The 15,096-nt window shown below is 67.0% G+C and carries 15 protein-coding genes; 4 read left to right on the top strand and 11 right to left on the bottom strand.

Going from position 1 to position 15,096, the window contains the following annotated elements:
- Positions 1-99 precede the first annotated feature (99 nt).
- Together AB8M85_RS04875 and thpD are read left to right on the top strand one after the other, a co-directional pair.
- Positions 100-501: an ectoine synthase gene (locus tag AB8M85_RS04875; protein ID WP_372697619.1), complete on the top strand. Its 402-nt coding sequence runs from the start codon at positions 100-102 to the stop codon at positions 499-501.
- A 146-nt stretch (positions 502-647) separates the two neighbouring features.
- Positions 648-1,547: an ectoine hydroxylase gene (thpD, locus tag AB8M85_RS04870; protein ID WP_372697618.1), complete on the top strand. Its 900-nt coding sequence runs from the start codon at positions 648-650 to the stop codon at positions 1,545-1,547.
- Between the two features lie 98 nt (positions 1,548-1,645).
- Here thpD and AB8M85_RS04865 read toward each other — a convergent pair whose 3' ends face one another.
- A complete protein-coding gene (locus AB8M85_RS04865; protein WP_372697617.1) occupies positions 1,646-2,083 on the bottom strand; it encodes a pyrimidine dimer DNA glycosylase/endonuclease V in 438 nt (145 codons plus the stop codon).
- A gap of 199 nt (positions 2,084-2,282) precedes the next feature.
- On the opposite strand from AB8M85_RS04865, the gene AB8M85_RS04860 reads away from it, so the two are divergent.
- Positions 2,283-3,164, top strand: a complete 882-nt coding sequence (locus AB8M85_RS04860; protein ID WP_372697616.1) for a type I restriction-modification system subunit M N-terminal domain-containing protein — start codon at positions 2,283-2,285, stop codon at positions 3,162-3,164.
- 236 nt (positions 3,165-3,400) lie between these two features.
- Here AB8M85_RS04860 and AB8M85_RS04855 read toward each other — a convergent pair whose 3' ends face one another.
- The 10 genes from AB8M85_RS04855 to AB8M85_RS04810 all read right to left on the bottom strand — a co-directional run bounded on the left by AB8M85_RS04855 (position 3,401) and on the right by AB8M85_RS04810 (position 14,166).
- Positions 3,401-4,909, bottom strand: a complete 1,509-nt coding sequence (locus tag AB8M85_RS04855; protein WP_372697615.1) for an aldehyde dehydrogenase family protein — start codon at positions 4,907-4,909, stop codon at positions 3,401-3,403.
- Positions 4,906-5,664 carry an HD domain-containing protein gene (locus AB8M85_RS04850; RefSeq protein ID WP_372697614.1) on the bottom strand — a complete coding sequence of 253 codons (759 nt, stop codon included), beginning with the start codon at positions 5,662-5,664 and terminating at the stop codon, positions 4,906-4,908. The genes AB8M85_RS04855 and AB8M85_RS04850 overlap by 4 nt, the downstream gene beginning before the upstream one ends.
- Positions 5,661-6,968, bottom strand: coding sequence for an NAD(P)/FAD-dependent oxidoreductase (locus tag AB8M85_RS04845; protein ID WP_372697613.1), 1,308 nt, complete (start codon positions 6,966-6,968; stop codon positions 5,661-5,663). The genes AB8M85_RS04850 and AB8M85_RS04845 overlap by 4 nt, the downstream gene beginning before the upstream one ends.
- A 2-nt stretch (positions 6,969-6,970) precedes the next feature.
- The gene (locus AB8M85_RS04840) at positions 6,971-7,291 is read right to left on the bottom strand and encodes a 2Fe-2S iron-sulfur cluster-binding protein (protein WP_372697612.1); all 321 of its coding nucleotides are present in this window, start codon (positions 7,289-7,291) and stop codon (positions 6,971-6,973) included.
- 33 nt (positions 7,292-7,324) lie between these two features.
- The gene (locus AB8M85_RS04835) at positions 7,325-8,110 is read right to left on the bottom strand and encodes an SDR family NAD(P)-dependent oxidoreductase (protein WP_372697611.1); all 786 of its coding nucleotides are present in this window, start codon (positions 8,108-8,110) and stop codon (positions 7,325-7,327) included.
- Positions 8,103-10,007, bottom strand: coding sequence for a PEP-utilizing enzyme (locus AB8M85_RS04830; RefSeq protein ID WP_372697610.1), 1,905 nt, complete (start codon positions 10,005-10,007; stop codon positions 8,103-8,105). Before AB8M85_RS04830 ends, AB8M85_RS04835 begins: the two co-directional genes overlap by 8 nt.
- Positions 10,008-10,090: 83 nt before the next feature.
- Positions 10,091-11,170, bottom strand: coding sequence for a PEP/pyruvate-binding domain-containing protein (locus AB8M85_RS04825; protein WP_372697609.1), 1,080 nt, complete (start codon positions 11,168-11,170; stop codon positions 10,091-10,093).
- A 4-nt stretch (positions 11,171-11,174) separates the two neighbouring features.
- Positions 11,175-12,455 (bottom strand): cytochrome P450, encoded by a 1,281-nt coding sequence (locus tag AB8M85_RS04820; protein WP_372697608.1) that lies wholly within the window; start codon positions 12,453-12,455, stop codon positions 11,175-11,177.
- Between the two features lie 142 nt (positions 12,456-12,597).
- Positions 12,598-13,410 (bottom strand): IclR family transcriptional regulator, encoded by an 813-nt coding sequence (locus AB8M85_RS04815; protein WP_372697607.1) that lies wholly within the window; start codon positions 13,408-13,410, stop codon positions 12,598-12,600.
- Positions 13,411-13,482: 72 nt separating this feature from the next.
- The gene (locus AB8M85_RS04810; RefSeq protein ID WP_372697606.1) at positions 13,483-14,166 is read right to left on the bottom strand and encodes an HD domain-containing protein; all 684 of its coding nucleotides are present in this window, start codon (positions 14,164-14,166) and stop codon (positions 13,483-13,485) included.
- A 167-nt stretch (positions 14,167-14,333) separates the two neighbouring features.
- Between AB8M85_RS04810 and AB8M85_RS04805 the strand changes: the two genes are divergently transcribed.
- Entirely contained in the window at positions 14,334-15,065 is a 732-nt protein-coding gene (locus AB8M85_RS04805; protein ID WP_372697605.1) for a DedA family protein, read from the top strand.
- Positions 15,066-15,096: the final 31 nt, after the last annotated feature.

The following is a 15,096-nucleotide window of genomic DNA, read 5'->3' as shown; positions in this document are numbered from 1 at the left end:
TTCCACGCCGGGGGGATGCCAACCCATCTCCCCGGCGTGAAAGAACCGAGGTGTCCGGTGAGGGCACCGTGAACGACCAACGACTTCCCAGGAGGAACCATGCAGGTAGTGAACCTGAACGACCTGAACGACACCGAACGCGACATCAAGTCCGAGACCTGGCGCAGCCGTCGCATGGTCCTGGCCCGCGAGGGCGTCGGCTTCTCGTTCCACGACACCGTGATCTACGCCGGAACCACCTCGACGTTCCACTACGCGAACCACATCGAGGCCGTGTACTGCGTCCAGGGCGAGGGCACGCTGACCAACGAGGTGACCGGCGAAGTCCACGAGATCACCGACGGCACCATGTACCTGCTGGACGGCAACGAGAAGCACACCGTACGCGCCACCACCGAGCTGCGCATGGCCTGCGTCTTCAACCCACCCGTGACCGGCCGCGAGGTCCACGACGAGAACGGCGTGTACCCGCTGGTCGTCGAGGAGCCGGCCCAGTCCTAGGCTTCGCCACAGCTTGCCCGAGCGCGGCACGGACCCCGGTCCGCGCCGCGCTTCGGCGTCTCCCGGCCGGACACCGCGTCCGGCCGATGTAACCAGGGGCCGGGGCATCGGAGCCCCGGCCGCAATCCACCGAGGAGGAAATGGACATGACGGAAACACTTCGTCGCCAGATTGACCAGTATCCAACGCGAACCGACGACGACGTCAAGGTGCTGGACCGCAAGGACCCCGTGGTGTGGGGCGGCCCCGACGACGGGCCCTTCGACGCCGCCACGCTGGAGGGCTTCGAGCAGAAGGGCTACCTGGCCATCGACCAGCTCATCACGGACGCCGAGCTGGAGGACCTGCGGGCCGAGCTCCGCCGCCTCTCGGAGGACCCCGTGGTCCGCGCCGACGAGGCCACCATCGTGGAGGCCGCCTCGCAGGAGGTGCGCTCGGTCTTCGACATCCACCGCTCCAGCGAGGTGTTCAAGAAGATCGCCAACGACCCCCGCGTCGTCGGCCGCGCCCGCCAGATCCTGGGGTCGGACGTTTACATCCACCAGTCGCGGGTGAACTTCAAGCCCGGCTTCGAGGGCAAGGAATTCACCTGGCACTCGGACTTCGAGACCTGGCATGCCGAAGACGGGATGCCCTCCCCGCGCGCCGTGAGCATCTCGATCTCGTTGACGGACAACTACTCCTTCAACGGGCCCCTGATGATCATGCCCGGGACCCACCGCAAGTACGTTTCCTGCGACGGGGCGACCCCGGAGCTGAACTACAAGAAGTCGCTCATCATGCAGGGCGCCGGCGTCCCCGACAAGGAGACGCTCACCCGCTTCGCCGACGAGTACGGCATCGACGTCCTCGAGGGCCAGGCCGGCGGCGCCATCATGTTCGACTCGAACTGCATGCACGCCTCCAACGGTAACGTCACCCCGTTCGCCCGCTCCAACGTGTTCATCGTCTTCAACTCGGTCGAGAACACCCTGGTCGAGCCCTACGCGGCGGCCGAGCGGCGTCCGGACTTCGCCGGATCGCGGGACTTCACGCCCGCAGGCTAGCCGGGACAAACAATAGGGCACGACGGCGGCTGGAACCCCTGGTTCCGGCCGCCGGCTGTGTTCGGGGCTGCTTTCTGGCCCGGCCCGGGCTGCTGCCGTTAGGTGACCTCCCAGGCCTCGACGTCCCCGGGCACCGCCAGGAATAGCGGGTGCGGGTCCGGCCGGTTCGGCTCGATCGGGACCGTGGCGACCAGGTCCGGGGCGCGGACGGCCAGCTTGGCCAGCAGATGATCGCGCTCGTGGTCGAGCTGACCGGTGGTCACCGGCAGCGGACCGGGTACTGGAAGCGGCCCGCGCAGGATGAGACCGCGGTTGAAATGGTATCCGCGGGCATCGGCTTCGACGGCGAGGCCCTCCAAATATGCGCCGATCAACGCGAGTGGATCAGTCCGTTCCCGGAAGCGGTCCAATTGCGGATGGTTGCGGTAGCCGGTGGTCCGGCCGTCCAGGACCTTCTGCGCCAGCAGGGTCTCCCGCCAACAGGCCACCAGGCCCTTGCCGTCCAGATACCGGGGATGCAGGGACCAGATGCGCATACACCTTAGGGTATCCGCGCCCGGTCCGATGCCCGGCGGAAGAATCCTTCCGATCGGGCCAATTCACGGCGACGCTTCCGGCAATAAGGGGCGAAACGGAAGAATCCTTCCGAGTGAATGCACACGGCCATCGCCGGTGAGTTGGTCAGACACCTGCGGGCGGACCCAACCGTCCGTCCCAGCACATAAGCTGGATGCCATGATCACAGGGGAACTCAAATCACAGGTTGACCGCGTCTGGGACGCATTCTGGTCCGGCGGCATATCCAACCCGCTGGAGGTGATCGAGCAGATCACCTACCTGCTGTTCCTCAAGAGGCTCGACGAGAACCAGACGGCCGCAGAACGCCGGGCCGCGCACAAGGGTACCCCCGTCGAGAACCCGGTCTTCCCGGAGGGCGCAGACAGGTTCGGCCGTTCATACCAGGATCTGCGGTGGTCGCGCTTCAAGGACTTCGACAAGACAGAGATGTTCACGGTCTTCAGCGAGAGCGTCTTCCCGTTCCTTCGCGACGGACTCGCGCGGCAGGCGAATGGCGACGACTCCTCGTACACGCACCACATGCGCGACGCCCGGTTCACCATCACCAAGGACCACTTGCTGCAGAAGGCAGTGGACCTGATCGAACAGATCCCGATGGATGACCGCGACACCAAGGGCGACCTCTATGAGTACATGCTCTCCAAGATCGCCAGTGCCGGTACCAACGGCCAGTTCCGCACCCCGCGGCATATCATCGAGCTGTTGGTGGCCATGCGCGATCCGAAACCGCCGGAGATGATCTGCGATCCCGCCGCCGGCACCTCCGGCTTCCTGATGGCCGCTGGCGAGTACCTGCGCCAGCAGAACCCTGACATGATGTTCGACCCGGCTCTGCGCGAATACTTCAGCGAAGCCGCAACCGAACAGACCGATATTGCGAAAAAGCTAATGTTCGTGATCGGCTCCAGGGCACGCAAGCACCTTTACCTCATTTCGGAAACTGGACGAGGCAACCAGTGGTATCCGAAGTACCAGAGCAACGTCCTCAAGGGGCTCGGCAAGTATCCTTATACTTCGCGTCTAATTACACGGCTCTGAGGCATAATTCGACGTGGGGGCGATTTCGGCGGTGATGGACCACGAGGGTGCGCTGCTCCGGCGTGCCGGTGACGGAGCAGCAGCTCCTTCTTGTGTGTAGCTGTTCCGATGCGTGACAGTACCTGGACCGGCGGGTGCTCGACCTGCCGGTCGCTCCGGACTGTCACGTGGCGTCGGACCAGCATGACTGATTGCACGACTGGGGGGGAGGGCGAGATAGTCGGGCAATCGTCCGCTCAGCGCCGGTGGATCGACTTGTAGCTCAGGTAGGCCGCCAGCCCCTCTTCGCCGTATTCGGTTCCCAGCCCGGAATCGTGTCGCCCCCCGAAGGGCGCCGAATGATTGGAGGCGAAGAAATTCAGACCCACGGAACCGGAATCGATCTGGTCCGCCACCGCCAGGGCGGCGTCCTGGTCCTCGCCGAAGACGAGGCCGCCGAGCCCGAACTGCGTGTTGTTGGCCAGCGCCACCGCGTCGTCGACGTCGTCATAGCGCAGGATGGAGAGGACGGGGCCGAAAATCTCCTCGCGGGCGATCCGCATGGAGGGATCCACGTCGGCGAACACCGTCGGCTCGATGAAGTACCCGTTCTCCAGACCTCCTCCCCGCCGGGCCGGCCGGCCGCCGGTGGTCGCCCGGGCACCCTCCGCGTGGGCAGACTCCACGTACTCCATCACCGTGTCGTACTGCGCAGACGTCGCACAGGGACCGAAAACCGTGTCCGGATCCAGCGGATCGCCCTGCCGGCCCGCGGCGATGGTCGCGGTCACCCGCTCCACGACCTCGTCGTACCGGGAGGCCGGGGCGAGGATGCGGGTGGAGATGTAGCAGGTCTGGCCGGTATTGCGCATGCACGAACGCACCAGCACCGAGGACATGGCCTCAAGGTCGGCATCAGCGAGCACGATGGCGCTGGATTTCCCGCCAAGTTCCAGCGTGACCGGGCGCAGTAATTCGCCGGCAGCGGCCGCGATCTTCCGCCCGACGGGAGTCGACCCGGTAAAAGCCACCTTGTCGACTCCCGGATGCCGGACCAGGGCATCGCCGAGCCGACCGGAGCCGGTCACGAGGTTCACCACGCCCGCGGGAACCCCCGCAGCGGCGACCGCGTCCACGATGAACCGGAACGAGAGCGGCGTGGGGGAGGCCGGCTTCATGACCACCGAACATCCGGCCAGCAGGGCGGGGGCTAGCTTGATGGCCATCAGGTTGATCGGGAAGTTCCACGGTGCTATCAACGCACACACGCCGACCGGATCACGACGCACGACCGATTCGCCGATTCCCGATGGGAATGGACGCACGTCTTCGGTGTCCAGCCGCGGGGCCAAGGTGGCGAAATAGCGCAGGATGGAAGCAGCATTGGCCGCCGCACCCCGGGATTCGGCCACCGGTGAACCGTTTTCGCGGGTGTTGGCCAGGGCGATGTCTTCCGCACGGGCTTCGACTTCTTCGGCGATGCGCACCAGGTAGCCGGCCCGTTCGGAAGCGGCCAAACGTCGCCACGGTCCGGTCTCGAATGACCGCCGCGCCGCGTCAACTGCCGCGTCGACGTCGTCGGCATTCCCATCGGGAACCGAACCCCAGACTTCGCCGGTGGCCGGATCGGTCACCGGGTTTCGAGCCGTCCCCCGCGCGGTGGTCCACTCTCCGTCGATGAAGACGTCGTCCACATGGGTGTACCGCAGGTCCAGTCCCGCACGGATCGCGCGGGCGTCGGGGGTAGCGGGTGCCGGGGCGCTCATCGGATGACCTCCGTGCGCAGCAATGCGACCGATCGGTCAAGATCTGCGGTACCCATCTCGACGGCGGCCTGGGTGATCAGTTCCGGGAGGATCTCCGAGCGCAGCCGGTCGCTGTACACGGCGGGGTCCATGCCAAACCAGGACGAAGCCAGCGCGATGCCCGCATGGTCGAATCGCCAGAGCCGGTCGGCGTCGCGGACCAAGGCGTCTTCCAGGGAGAAGGCGACCGGACGGGTGTCGTGGCCGTCGATGATGGTGCAGACCTGTTCGATGAAGTCCAGTCCATATCCGAGCCCGGGGAGGACCCGGCGGGCCACGGTGCAGCCTTCTGACTCGTGTTCGTAGCGGATGGCGGCCTTGCGCCAGTCGCCGCTGAATCCCTCCGACAGGATGCGGGACTCGTCGACGTGGGCCCATCCGGTGTCGTGGAGGATGATGGCCACCGACACCAGCTCGCGGTCCGCCGCCGGGTAGGCGTCGCAGAGCCGGGTGGCGAACGCCAGCGAGATCGGCAGGTGGATGTCGTTGCCCCGGGTGCGGGTCTCGGGAACGACGGCGGCAAAAAGCTCGGCATATCCGGTCGCCGGGGTGCCCGCGATAGGGGAGGCATCAACCTGCCCCGCCGCCGGAATGGGCCGCACCGGGTGGGCGTCGACGAAGGCGAGGGCCCGGGCGTCGGAAGCATGATCAGACGGATCATGGGAGGCCCAGGCGGTGGTTCCGCCGGGAGCCGGGCCGGTGGGTTGCGCTGTCATGATGCTCCTTCGAGGCGGGTGGCGTCAGCCGGATCGGTGGTGAGGGTCTTGAGCTGGACCGCGGGGTCGGCAGCGGCGTTGGAGGGGATGTTCTGGCCCTTGCCCAGGGCGTTCTTGACCGCCATGAAGTCCAGTGGGGCGTTGACGCAGTCGGCGGCGATGATGTGCCCGTCGCGGTAATACAGGACGGTGAATTTTCCGCGCTCTTCGACGCGGCGGACCACTGTCTGGTCGAAGCCCATCGACAATCCGGCGATCTGCAGTTTCAGGTCGGCCTGGTTGGACCAGAACCAGGGGATCCCGGCGTAGTCCTCACGGTGGCCCATCAAGGAGTAGGCGGCCACCTTGGCGTGCTCGATGGCGTTGTTCACGCTTTCCAGCCGCAGGCGTTCGCCCGCGGGGGCGCCGGGGAGCGGGTTGGGGATGTTGGCCACGTCGCCCACGGCGACCGTGGTTCCGTCGGAGGCGAGCGCGTTGGCGTCGACGACGATCCCGTTGTCAACGGCCAGGCCCATCTGCTCGGCCAGCTCGGTGTTGGGGATGACCCCGATGCCGATCAGCACGATCTGGGCACCCAGGACGGTTCCGTCCTCGAGCTCGACACCGGAGACGGCGCCGGTGCCGCCGTCGACCATCCGGGATATCCTCGCGTTGAGGTGGATGTCCAGGCCGCGCGCCCGGTGGGCGTCCAGGAAGAACTCGGCGGTTTCCTCGCCCACGGCCCGTCCGACCAGACGCGGCCCATATTCGAGGACGGTGACGTTCTTGCCCATGCCCTGCAGGCTGGCCGCGGCCTCGAGGCCGATGAATCCGCCGCCGACGACCACCACATCGCTGGCGGGGCCGACGATTTCCTTCAGGTGCAGGGCGTCGTCTGCGTTGCGCAGGTAGACGACACCGGCGAGGTTGCCGCCCTCGATGTCCATGCGCCGGGCGCGGGCGCCGACCGCCAGGGCCAGCCGGCGGAAGGGGAATTTGGTTCCGGAGGCCGCGTGCGCCACCCCGGAGCCGTCGTCGTTCTTGTCCACGGCGGTGATCCGCTCGCCATTGACGAGGGCCACGCCGTGCTCGGCCCAGTAGTCGTTGGACCGGAAGATCAGGTTCTCCTTGTCGACCTTGTCCTGCAGGAACTCCTTGGACAGGGCGGGCCGCTGGTAGGGGCGGTGGTCTTCGTCGCCGAGCAGGGTGATGGGCTCCTCGAAGCCCAGGGCGCGCAGCGAGATGGCCAGCTGGACGCCGGCTTGACTGGCGCCGATGACCAGCAGGCCGGTTGGATCGGCCGTCGTGGTGTCGGGGGTGGACATGGCTACACCTGCGTTTCGGGGGTGGTGACGTGGAGGTCCTGGCCCTCGCACAGCTTCAGCTGGCAGGACAGGCGCGAGTTCTCCTCGCGGTCCACTGCGGTGCCGTAAAGCATCTCGTCCTCCATGTCCTCCATGGCGGGCAGTTGAGCGAGGTCGTCGTCGCGGACGAAGACGTGGCAGGTGGCGCAGGACAGGGAGCCGCCGCATTCGGCGACGATGCCCGGGAGCCCGTTGCGGACCGCGGTCTCCATGACCGAGTCCCCGACGTTGCCCGTGATGTCGCGGACGTCCCCGTCGGCGTCGGTGAAATGTACCGTAGGCATGATTCCTCCTGTGGTTGATGCAGGTCTGGGTGGCTAGATGAACTGGCGGCCGCCGTCGACGACCATGGTCTGGCCCGTGAAGTACGAGCTGTCCGGGCCGGCGAGGTACAGGGCTGCACCGACGATGTCGTCCGGCTGGCTGGCCCGTTTGAGGGCCCCGCGGTCGACGCCGTAGGTGGCGGCGTCGTCCATGAGGCCGTAGCTGGCCTCGGTCAGGGTGAAGCCGGGGGCGATCGCGTTGACGGTGATGTTGCGCCGGCCTAGCTCCTTGGCCAGGACGCGCGTCATCGCCACGACCCCGCCCTTGGAGGCGACGTAGTGCATCCACTGTTCGGATCCCGAGAAGATGGTGGCCGAGGAGAGGTTGATGACCCGGCCGCCGTCGGGCAGGTAGGGGCTGGCGGCGCGGGTCACCAGCCACGGGCCCTTGAGGTTCACGTTCATCACCAGGTCCCATTCGGCCGGATCGATGTCCTCGAACGGGCTGCGGGTGACGGTCGCGTAGATCGCGGCATTGTTGATGACGACGTCGATGCGCCCGCCGCCGAGTTCGGCCGCCTGCCGCGCGAGCTCCTCGGTGGAGGCAGCGTCGGTCACGTCGGCGGCGAAGGCCGCGGCCTGCACCCCGTGCTCCCGCACCAGCTGGGCTGTCTCGGCGGCACCGACCTCGTTGACGTCCGCGACGGCGACCCGGTAGCCGCGCTCCGCGAACCCGAGTGCGAACGCCCGTCCCAGGCCCCCCGCCCCGCCGGTGATGAGCACCGTGCGGGCGGGAGGCAACGGCGAGTCCGGGGTGCCGGGGATGGGCGCATCAGACATGGCTGGCACCCGCACCGGCGGGGACGTCCCCGGAGTGGCCGTGGCTGTGGCTGTGCGCACCCGGGCCGGAGACCGGTTCGTGGTCCAGAATCTCCACGGTGCCGGTGGTGCCGTTCACGCGCAGCCACTGGCCGGTGGTGATCGTCGTCGACCCCGACCCCGTACCGGTGACCGCCGGCAGGGCGTACTCGCGGCAGACGATGGCCGCGTGGCTCATCATGCCGCCGATGTCGGTGACCGCAGCGGCGATCTTGCCGAAGATCGGTCCCCAGCTCGGCGCGGTGACGGTGGCGACCAGGATCTCTCCGGGCTGGACTTCGGAGAGCTGGTCGGAATCGTGGATGACGCGGGCACGGCCCTCCACGGTGCCCGGGGATGCGGCCATGCCGCGCAGCCCGCCGCCTTCGACGGCCTCGCCACCGCCGAGCCACTGCTCCACCTGTTCCGTGGTGATGCCCCACAGCATGCGGGTGAACGGTTCGGTAATCGACTCCGGCGGGGTGTTCAGCGCCGGGGCCGGGCGGGCGGTCTTCAGCGCGGTGACGATGTTCCGGCGTTCCTCGATGACCTCGGGCCAGTAGGTCGGGCCTATCGGGGCCTGGGCGCCCACGCCCCAGCCGGTGACCAGGTCGAACAACGCGTCGCGGACCTCGTTGCGGCCCAGGTAGAGCAGGTCGTCCGGTTCGGTCCAGAACCCCTCGGCATGCATCATGCGCGAGAGCTCCCGGATTTTGCGCCAGAACACGCCCATGGTCCAGTGCTCGATGTAGAAGTTGTGGTTCTCCACGTACGGGTAGGCAGTGGCGGCCAGCTCCCGCTTGGCGTCGAAAACGGATTGGTTTTCGCCGTCGAGCAGGTCGCGGTATTCGCCGACGATGCGTTCCTTCTCGGCGATCAGCGCCTCCTTGGGGCGCATGATCTCCTGGCCGTCGTCGAGGCGGCGGATGTAGTCGGCGATGTAGCCCAGCGGGATCTCCTGGTGCTCGTACCAGTACTTGTCGTGGCCGTAGAAGCCGTTGCCGACAGTGAAGTTGAACCACGGATCCTTCGCATCCTCGTACTGCTTCAGCCAGCGTTCCCCGCCCTCAAGGGTGGCGATCGCGGCCAGCGTCGCACCGGCCTCGTCCGGATTGGCGAAGGCGTCCTGCATACCCAGCTCGACGGCGAGCTTGGCCAGGCCCTTGAGCTCGTCGTCGGGACGGAACAGCTCCATGTCCACACCCTGGACCATCCTGGCGATGGACTGGTCGGGGATGTTGGGGAAGACGGCCTTGCAAAAGTTGAAGAAGTCCAGGTAGGCGATGTAGCCCAGGTTCAGGAACTCGAAGTGGTACTGCCAGTTCTGGTAGGCCAGCTGGATCAGCCGGTCGTAGTTCTCCAGCAGCACCTCGGAGCCGTCCATGGCCTTGCCGGAGGTGATGTCATCCAGCGGGACCATGTCCGGCAGCTTCGCGAAAGTCAGGGACTCCATCTCGTCGATGGTGCCGCGGACCTTGACTTGCCACTGCTCGAGTTTCTCGGCCCAGTTGGCGAAGTAGTGACCGACGCGCTCCTCGAAGTGCGGGACGCGTTCTGCGATCTGGTCCTCGGGGACGGGAATGGGGGACATGTAGAGGTAGCCCAGGTGGACGCGGAACTCGATGCCGTTGGCGTTGGGGATCATCAGGTGCCGGGCGTTGTACTGGCCCAGGCACTTGACGGCGAATTCGCCGCCGATGGTCTCGAAGGGCTTGAAGACGGTGGGCCAATGCTGTGAGTCGCAGAACCAGAACTTGGCGTCCTCCTCGTCCTTGAGCTTGTCCTGGAAGACCAGGTAGTAGGGGTAGATCTTTTCCCAGCCCTCGGCGCCGGCGGGGACAGCGAGCTCTGAGGGCTTGGGGAAGGATTTCATGGACATGTCGCGTCCTTTCGGTGTGGCTCGACGGTGAGCCGCGGGGGTGGCGTGGTGCTGTGGGTGCGGGCCGGGGTCCGTAAAGCGGTTCAGGCGCCCTGTTTCAGGTTGGCGGGGGCGAGGCCCAGGGAGGCGGCGAAGCCGCCGCCCAGCACCGGGGTCGGCGCGGTCTGCGGCTTGGAGGAGTGGACGGTTTCCGGGCGGGACTGCAGCAGCAGGAGGTTCCCGCCGTCGGGCAGGTCGGCATCCAGGGCCCATTCGATGTCCTGCGGGCAGCCATAATGCTTTTCCGCCCGTTTGGCCATAGCGGCGACGGCCGTGAGCTCGTCGTCGGACAGGCACCGGCGGGCCCTCCGGTCCGCGTCGACCTCGCGTTCGACCAGGGCGTGGGCTCCCGTGTCGGGAACGAGTTCGGCGTGCTTGTCGCCCACATGTTCCTGGACGATCGCCAGGGTGACCTTGTCGAGTTGGATGTTGTCGGGGGTGACGGTTCCGGAGACGACCATCTCACCGACGCCGTAGGACGCGTCGATGGTGATCTTCGACCGGTCGCCGGTTGCCGGGTCCAACGTCATGGCGACCCCGGAGGTGCGGGCGTTGACCATCTTCTGGATGACGACGGCAATGGACAGGCCCTCGTCGGGGATGTTGTTCTTCAACCTGTACAGGATGGCCCGCGAGGTGTAGAGCGAGGCCCAGCACTTGCGGATGTGCTCGCCGACGGCGTCGAAGCCCTCGAGCCACAGGTAGGTATCCTGTTGGCCGGCGAACGAGGCATCCGGCAGGTCCTCCGCGGTTGCCGAGGAGCGCACGGCCACCGGGACGGGACCATCGAAGCGAACCATGAGGTCGGCGTACGCGCCGCGGGTGGCGTCGCGGGCCTCTTTCGGAACAGGCCGGGAGCAGATGGCCTCGCGGATCCGGGAGGAAATCGCATCGACGGCGGCGACGTCGTCGGGATCGAGCGCGGAGAGGTGCTCGGCGATCTTCCCCGCAATACCGGTCGATTCCATGAACAGGTTGAACTGGTCCGTGGTGACGACGAACCCAGGCGGGACGGGCATGCCGGCCGCGGTCATGGTGACCAGGGAGGCGCCTTTGCCGCCGAGGCGCTCGAGCGAGGCAGTCGCGCCGTCGTCGAAGAACTGGATGTGGCGGGTCGTGATCATGGTGTCAGGCCTCCCAGGTGACGGGGACAGTTTCGGGGACGCGGAAGGACAGGTTCTTGCGGAATCCGATGTCCTCCGGGGCGTCCAATTGGAGATGGGGTGCGAGCCGGGCGATCTCCTCGAGGCAGATCTTCGCCTGGAGCTTGGCGAGCATGTTGCCCAGGCAGTAGTGGATTCCGAACCCGAAAGAGAGGTGCTCCCGGGCATTGCCGCGGGTGATGTCGAATTCCTCGCCGTCATCGAACCGGGAGGAGTCGCGGTTGGCCGACCCCATGAGCAGCAGCAGCCCGGCGCCCTCGGGGATGTCGACTCCACCGACGGTGGCGGCCTTGAGGGCCTTGCGCCGCCAGCCCACGATGGAGCCGGAGTAGCGCAGGATCTCGTCGATCGCCTTGGGGACCAGTTTGGGGTCGGCGACGACCTGCTGCCATTGGTCGGGGTGGGCCATGAGGACCCGCACGCAGTTGGAAATCAACGTCGTGGTCGTTTCGTGACCGGCAAAGAGCAGGCTATAGAGCACCGAGGCGATCTCGTGGTCGCTGATCTCGGCACCATCTCGTTGTGCAGCCACCAGGTCCGCGGTCAGGCTGTCGCCGCCCTCGGCATGTGCCGAGGAGACCAGCTGGAGGCATTCCTGCCAGTACTCCACCAGGTTGTGGGCGTGGGGGACCTGTTCGCTGTCGCTCAGATCGCCCCAGGTCATCGCGGCCCGGGAGTCCGACCAGCGCTTGTAGGTGTCGATCTTGGAGGTGTCGGCACCGATCAGCGTGAGGATGGTGATGGTAGGGATGTCGTAGGCGAGGTCGCGGACCATGTCGCCGCGACCATCCGGGCGGGCCAGCATGGCCTCCAGCCGGGTGACCACGTTTTCACGGATGGCCGGTTCGAGCTGCTTGTAGCGCCGCGGCGTGAAGGCCTTCTGGACCACGGTGCGGATCCGGGTGTGCTCCGGGGGTACGCGGGCGGATAGGCCCGAGTATGCGGTGAACCCGCCGTCCGCCATGATCTGCTTCGCCTCCGGGCCGCGTTCGCGGACCGGCGCTTGTGCGTTCTCGCTGGAGAAGGTCTCCCAGTCGTCGAAGACGGCCTTGATGTCGTCGTAACGGGTGACGACGTAGTAGTTGATCCGTTCGTCGAACATCACCGGCTGTTCCTCGCGGAGTTCGGCGTAGGAGGGGAACGGGTCCTTCATGTCGAATGGCTCGTAGCCGTGGTGGCCAGCCGGTGCCGCTGCGGCCCCGTGGCCGAAGGGGCAGCCCGTTGCCGTATCCGAAGGGGAAGACATGTGTACTCCTGGTGGGTCTGCGGTGCGGCATGATGTGCCGCCGTCGTCCTACCAGTGTCGTCCACATCACATCGCAAAGCTCATGCCTTCTTCCACTGGACGGAAGGCGTGTGGGCCGGGGGTCGCAGCGCGAAGAGCCGGCCTAGTGTTCTGGGGGAGCCGGCGGCAGTGGATCGATGATGCTCCCGAGCAGCGTTTCCAACGGGATGTGGGCGGTGGCCCGCTGGATCTGCGCAGAGATGCCGTTGAGGACGGGAAGGTGTCGGTTCATCGACGATGCCTGCTCTGCGGAGACGACCAAGCCGATCGAGCAACCGATCTTTCCGGAGTGGAAGACCGGTACCGCGATCGAGCACAAGCCCAAGCGCATCTCCTCGAAGGTGGTGGCGTAGCCCTGGCTGCGGACTTCCGACAGTTCAATGGCCAGTCGTTCCGGGTTGACGTGGGTATGCATGGTGGGCTGTCCCAGAGTGCGCTGGAGATATCCCAAGCGAACCCAGTCCTCCTCGAAAGCGAGCAGCACCTTGCCGCAGGCGGTTGCGTGCAAGGGCAGGCGGCCCCCGACGCGTGAGGCGCGGGGGATCCGCTTGCTGCCGTAGACCCGGTCGATGTAAAGCGCGCTCGCCCCGTCGCGGACCACCAGCTGGCTGGTTTCGCCGGTCAATGAGAAGAGATCCTGCACAAAGGGGCGAGCCGTCTCGCGCAGCTGCCGGCCTGCGTTCTGGGCTATGGCCCAGAGACGGAGCCCTAGCTGGATGCGTCCATTCGGGCCGCGGGAGAGGAACCCCCAATCGACCAGCTCGCCCACTAAACGGTGCGTGGTGCTCAGGGGGAGCCCCGAGCGCGTGGAGATCTCCGTCAGCGACATCGACCGGCGCGAGGTCTCGAAGACCTCGAGGATGCCCAGGACCTTCGAGGTGACGCTGCGCCCGGTGTCCTTGTTGCCACCTGACATGGATCCTCCGTCGACCGGCCCGGCGGGACCTTGGCTTGTCCAACCATCCAAGCACATCGGGCGGGCTGCGGACTATCGACCCGTCAGCGCCCGCCGCTGGTCCCATGCCGAGGCCGATTCGACGGCGGAAAAGGCCCGGGCGACGGCACGGGCCTCGTCGGTGAACAGGTGCCCATGCACCCGCGCGCTGCACAGCCGCAGGGCCTGGCCGCGGTCCAGGCCGAACCAGTCCATCACCGTATCGAGTCCGTGGGGACTTAGTCGCCAGGTCTTGTCGGCGTCCTTGACGAGGGCATCGTCGATGCCCAGCGCCTCGCGGCGCGAATCATGACCGTCGATGATCTCCAGGATGCGCTGCGTATGCCCGGCATCGTGGCCGAGGTCGCCGAGGATCCCGGCCGCCAGTCGGCTGCCTTCCTTCTCATGCAGCAATACGAGGTCGGGCCGTCCACCCCCGGGTGCGATGGCGGAGAGGACCTCCTCCGGCGGAACCTGGGACCAGCCGATGTCATGGAGCAAGATGGCCGGTAGGACAATGGCGGGCTCGGCCTCCGGGTGGGCCGCCAGGAACGAGGTGGCCAAGGCATAGGCGTAGAGCGTGTGCGCGTCGTTGTCGCGCACCGCCAGCAGCGGGGCGGCCTGCTCCCAGATGGCTGCATCACGTCCCTGTAGGGCGATGACCCCGCCGGGGTGGTCCGGGACATGGGTGGACACGTCGTGGCCGTACTGGTTGGCAAGGGGCTGCAGCTTGGTCATGGGGCCAGCTTCGCAGCGGTGGACGGCCGGGCCAAGAGCCGGCTGCCACTGGGCGGAAGACGGCGTCGCCGCTGCGAGACTGCGGCGCTGGTCCGCGGGCGACGGCGATGCCCCGGCTGGCATAGGATCGATGCCCGAACGCATCGTCGGAACGAAAGGCTGGACCCGTGAACGAGTTGGGCGAGGGGCTGCGTTCCCTCGACGACATCTGGGTCTATGCCGTCGGCGCCCTCTTCGTGGCGGTATCTGCGCTCATCCCGCCGGTGCCCAGCACCACGCTCTTCGTGGCATTGGGCGCCTTGGCCGCGAATTCGGACTCGCTGAATCCCGTGCTGCTCGGTGTCGCAATGCTCATGGGTGCGCTCGCCGGCGACATCGTGACCTACTTGCTGGCCCTGCGCTTCGACGTCGTGCATTGGCGCATCCTCTCCGGCCGCCGGTGGCAAGCCGCCCTGGCCGCGGCGCGCAGCCGGCTGAAGGACAACGACCTGCCCCTGGTCATGACCTCGCGGTTCATCCCTCTGGGTCGACTGACCCTGAACGTCGGTTCCGCCCTGGTCCCGCACCCGTGGAGCGTCTTCTTCAGGAATTCGCTGATCGCCGGGATCGTCTGGTCGATCTACTCCGTGGGAGTCGGGGTGCTCTCCGGGCTCTGGGAGGACCTGGACACCGAGTTCGCCGTCCTGCTCGCGATCGTCGTCTCGCTGGTGTTGGGCCGACTGATCTCCACCGCCATCCAGTGGTGGGAGACGCGCAGCATGCCGTCCGCCGTCGTGGCCGCCCGAACGGGACTGCGTGCCCGCCGGAGACGCCGCCTCGCCGTCCGCGCCGGGAAGGCTGCCGCCCGCAACGCGGCACTCGAAACCCGTGCGCCGGGGCATCACCGCGACGACCGATGACCTCCTCATGGTGAGCGGGGCCATAGGGCCC

The organism is Arthrobacter sp. JSM 101049 (genome assembly GCF_041679245.1).
In the GTDB taxonomy this organism is placed as follows: domain Bacteria; phylum Actinomycetota; class Actinomycetes; order Actinomycetales; family Micrococcaceae; genus Arthrobacter_H.
Note: the sequence above shows the minus strand (reverse complement) of the source record. Positions and strands in the feature narration are given on the sequence as shown.

Excerpts from the sequence above, each read along its gene's own strand:
- AB8M85_RS04865 (WP_372697617.1), bottom strand. The coding sequence starts at position 2,083 with ATGCGCATCTGGTCCCTGCATCCCCGGTATCTGGACGGCAAGGGCCTG.
- AB8M85_RS04825 (WP_372697609.1), bottom strand. The coding sequence starts at position 11,170 with ATGATCACGACCCGCCACATCCAGTTCTTCGACGACGGCGCGACTGCC.
- AB8M85_RS04850 (WP_372697614.1), bottom strand. The coding sequence starts at position 5,664 with ATGACAGCGCAACCCACCGGCCCGGCTCCCGGCGGAACCACCGCCTGG.
- AB8M85_RS04845 (WP_372697613.1), bottom strand. The coding sequence starts at position 6,968 with ATGTCCACCCCCGACACCACGACGGCCGATCCAACCGGCCTGCTGGTC.
- AB8M85_RS04860 (WP_372697616.1), top strand. The coding sequence starts at position 2,283 with ATGATCACAGGGGAACTCAAATCACAGGTTGACCGCGTCTGGGACGCA.
- AB8M85_RS04855 (WP_372697615.1), bottom strand. The coding sequence starts at position 4,909 with ATGAGCGCCCCGGCACCCGCTACCCCCGACGCCCGCGCGATCCGTGCG.
- AB8M85_RS04830 (WP_372697610.1), bottom strand. The coding sequence starts at position 10,007 with ATGTCCATGAAATCCTTCCCCAAGCCCTCAGAGCTCGCTGTCCCCGCC.
- AB8M85_RS04840 (WP_372697612.1), bottom strand. The coding sequence starts at position 7,291 with ATGCCTACGGTACATTTCACCGACGCCGACGGGGACGTCCGCGACATC.
- AB8M85_RS04820 (WP_372697608.1), bottom strand. The coding sequence starts at position 12,455 with ATGTCTTCCCCTTCGGATACGGCAACGGGCTGCCCCTTCGGCCACGGG.
- AB8M85_RS04810 (WP_372697606.1), bottom strand. The coding sequence starts at position 14,166 with ATGACCAAGCTGCAGCCCCTTGCCAACCAGTACGGCCACGACGTGTCC.
- AB8M85_RS04835 (WP_372697611.1), bottom strand. The coding sequence starts at position 8,110 with ATGTCTGATGCGCCCATCCCCGGCACCCCGGACTCGCCGTTGCCTCCC.
- AB8M85_RS04815 (WP_372697607.1), bottom strand. The coding sequence starts at position 13,410 with ATGTCAGGTGGCAACAAGGACACCGGGCGCAGCGTCACCTCGAAGGTC.
- AB8M85_RS04875 (WP_372697619.1), top strand. The coding sequence starts at position 100 with ATGCAGGTAGTGAACCTGAACGACCTGAACGACACCGAACGCGACATC.
- thpD (WP_372697618.1), top strand. The coding sequence starts at position 648 with ATGACGGAAACACTTCGTCGCCAGATTGACCAGTATCCAACGCGAACC.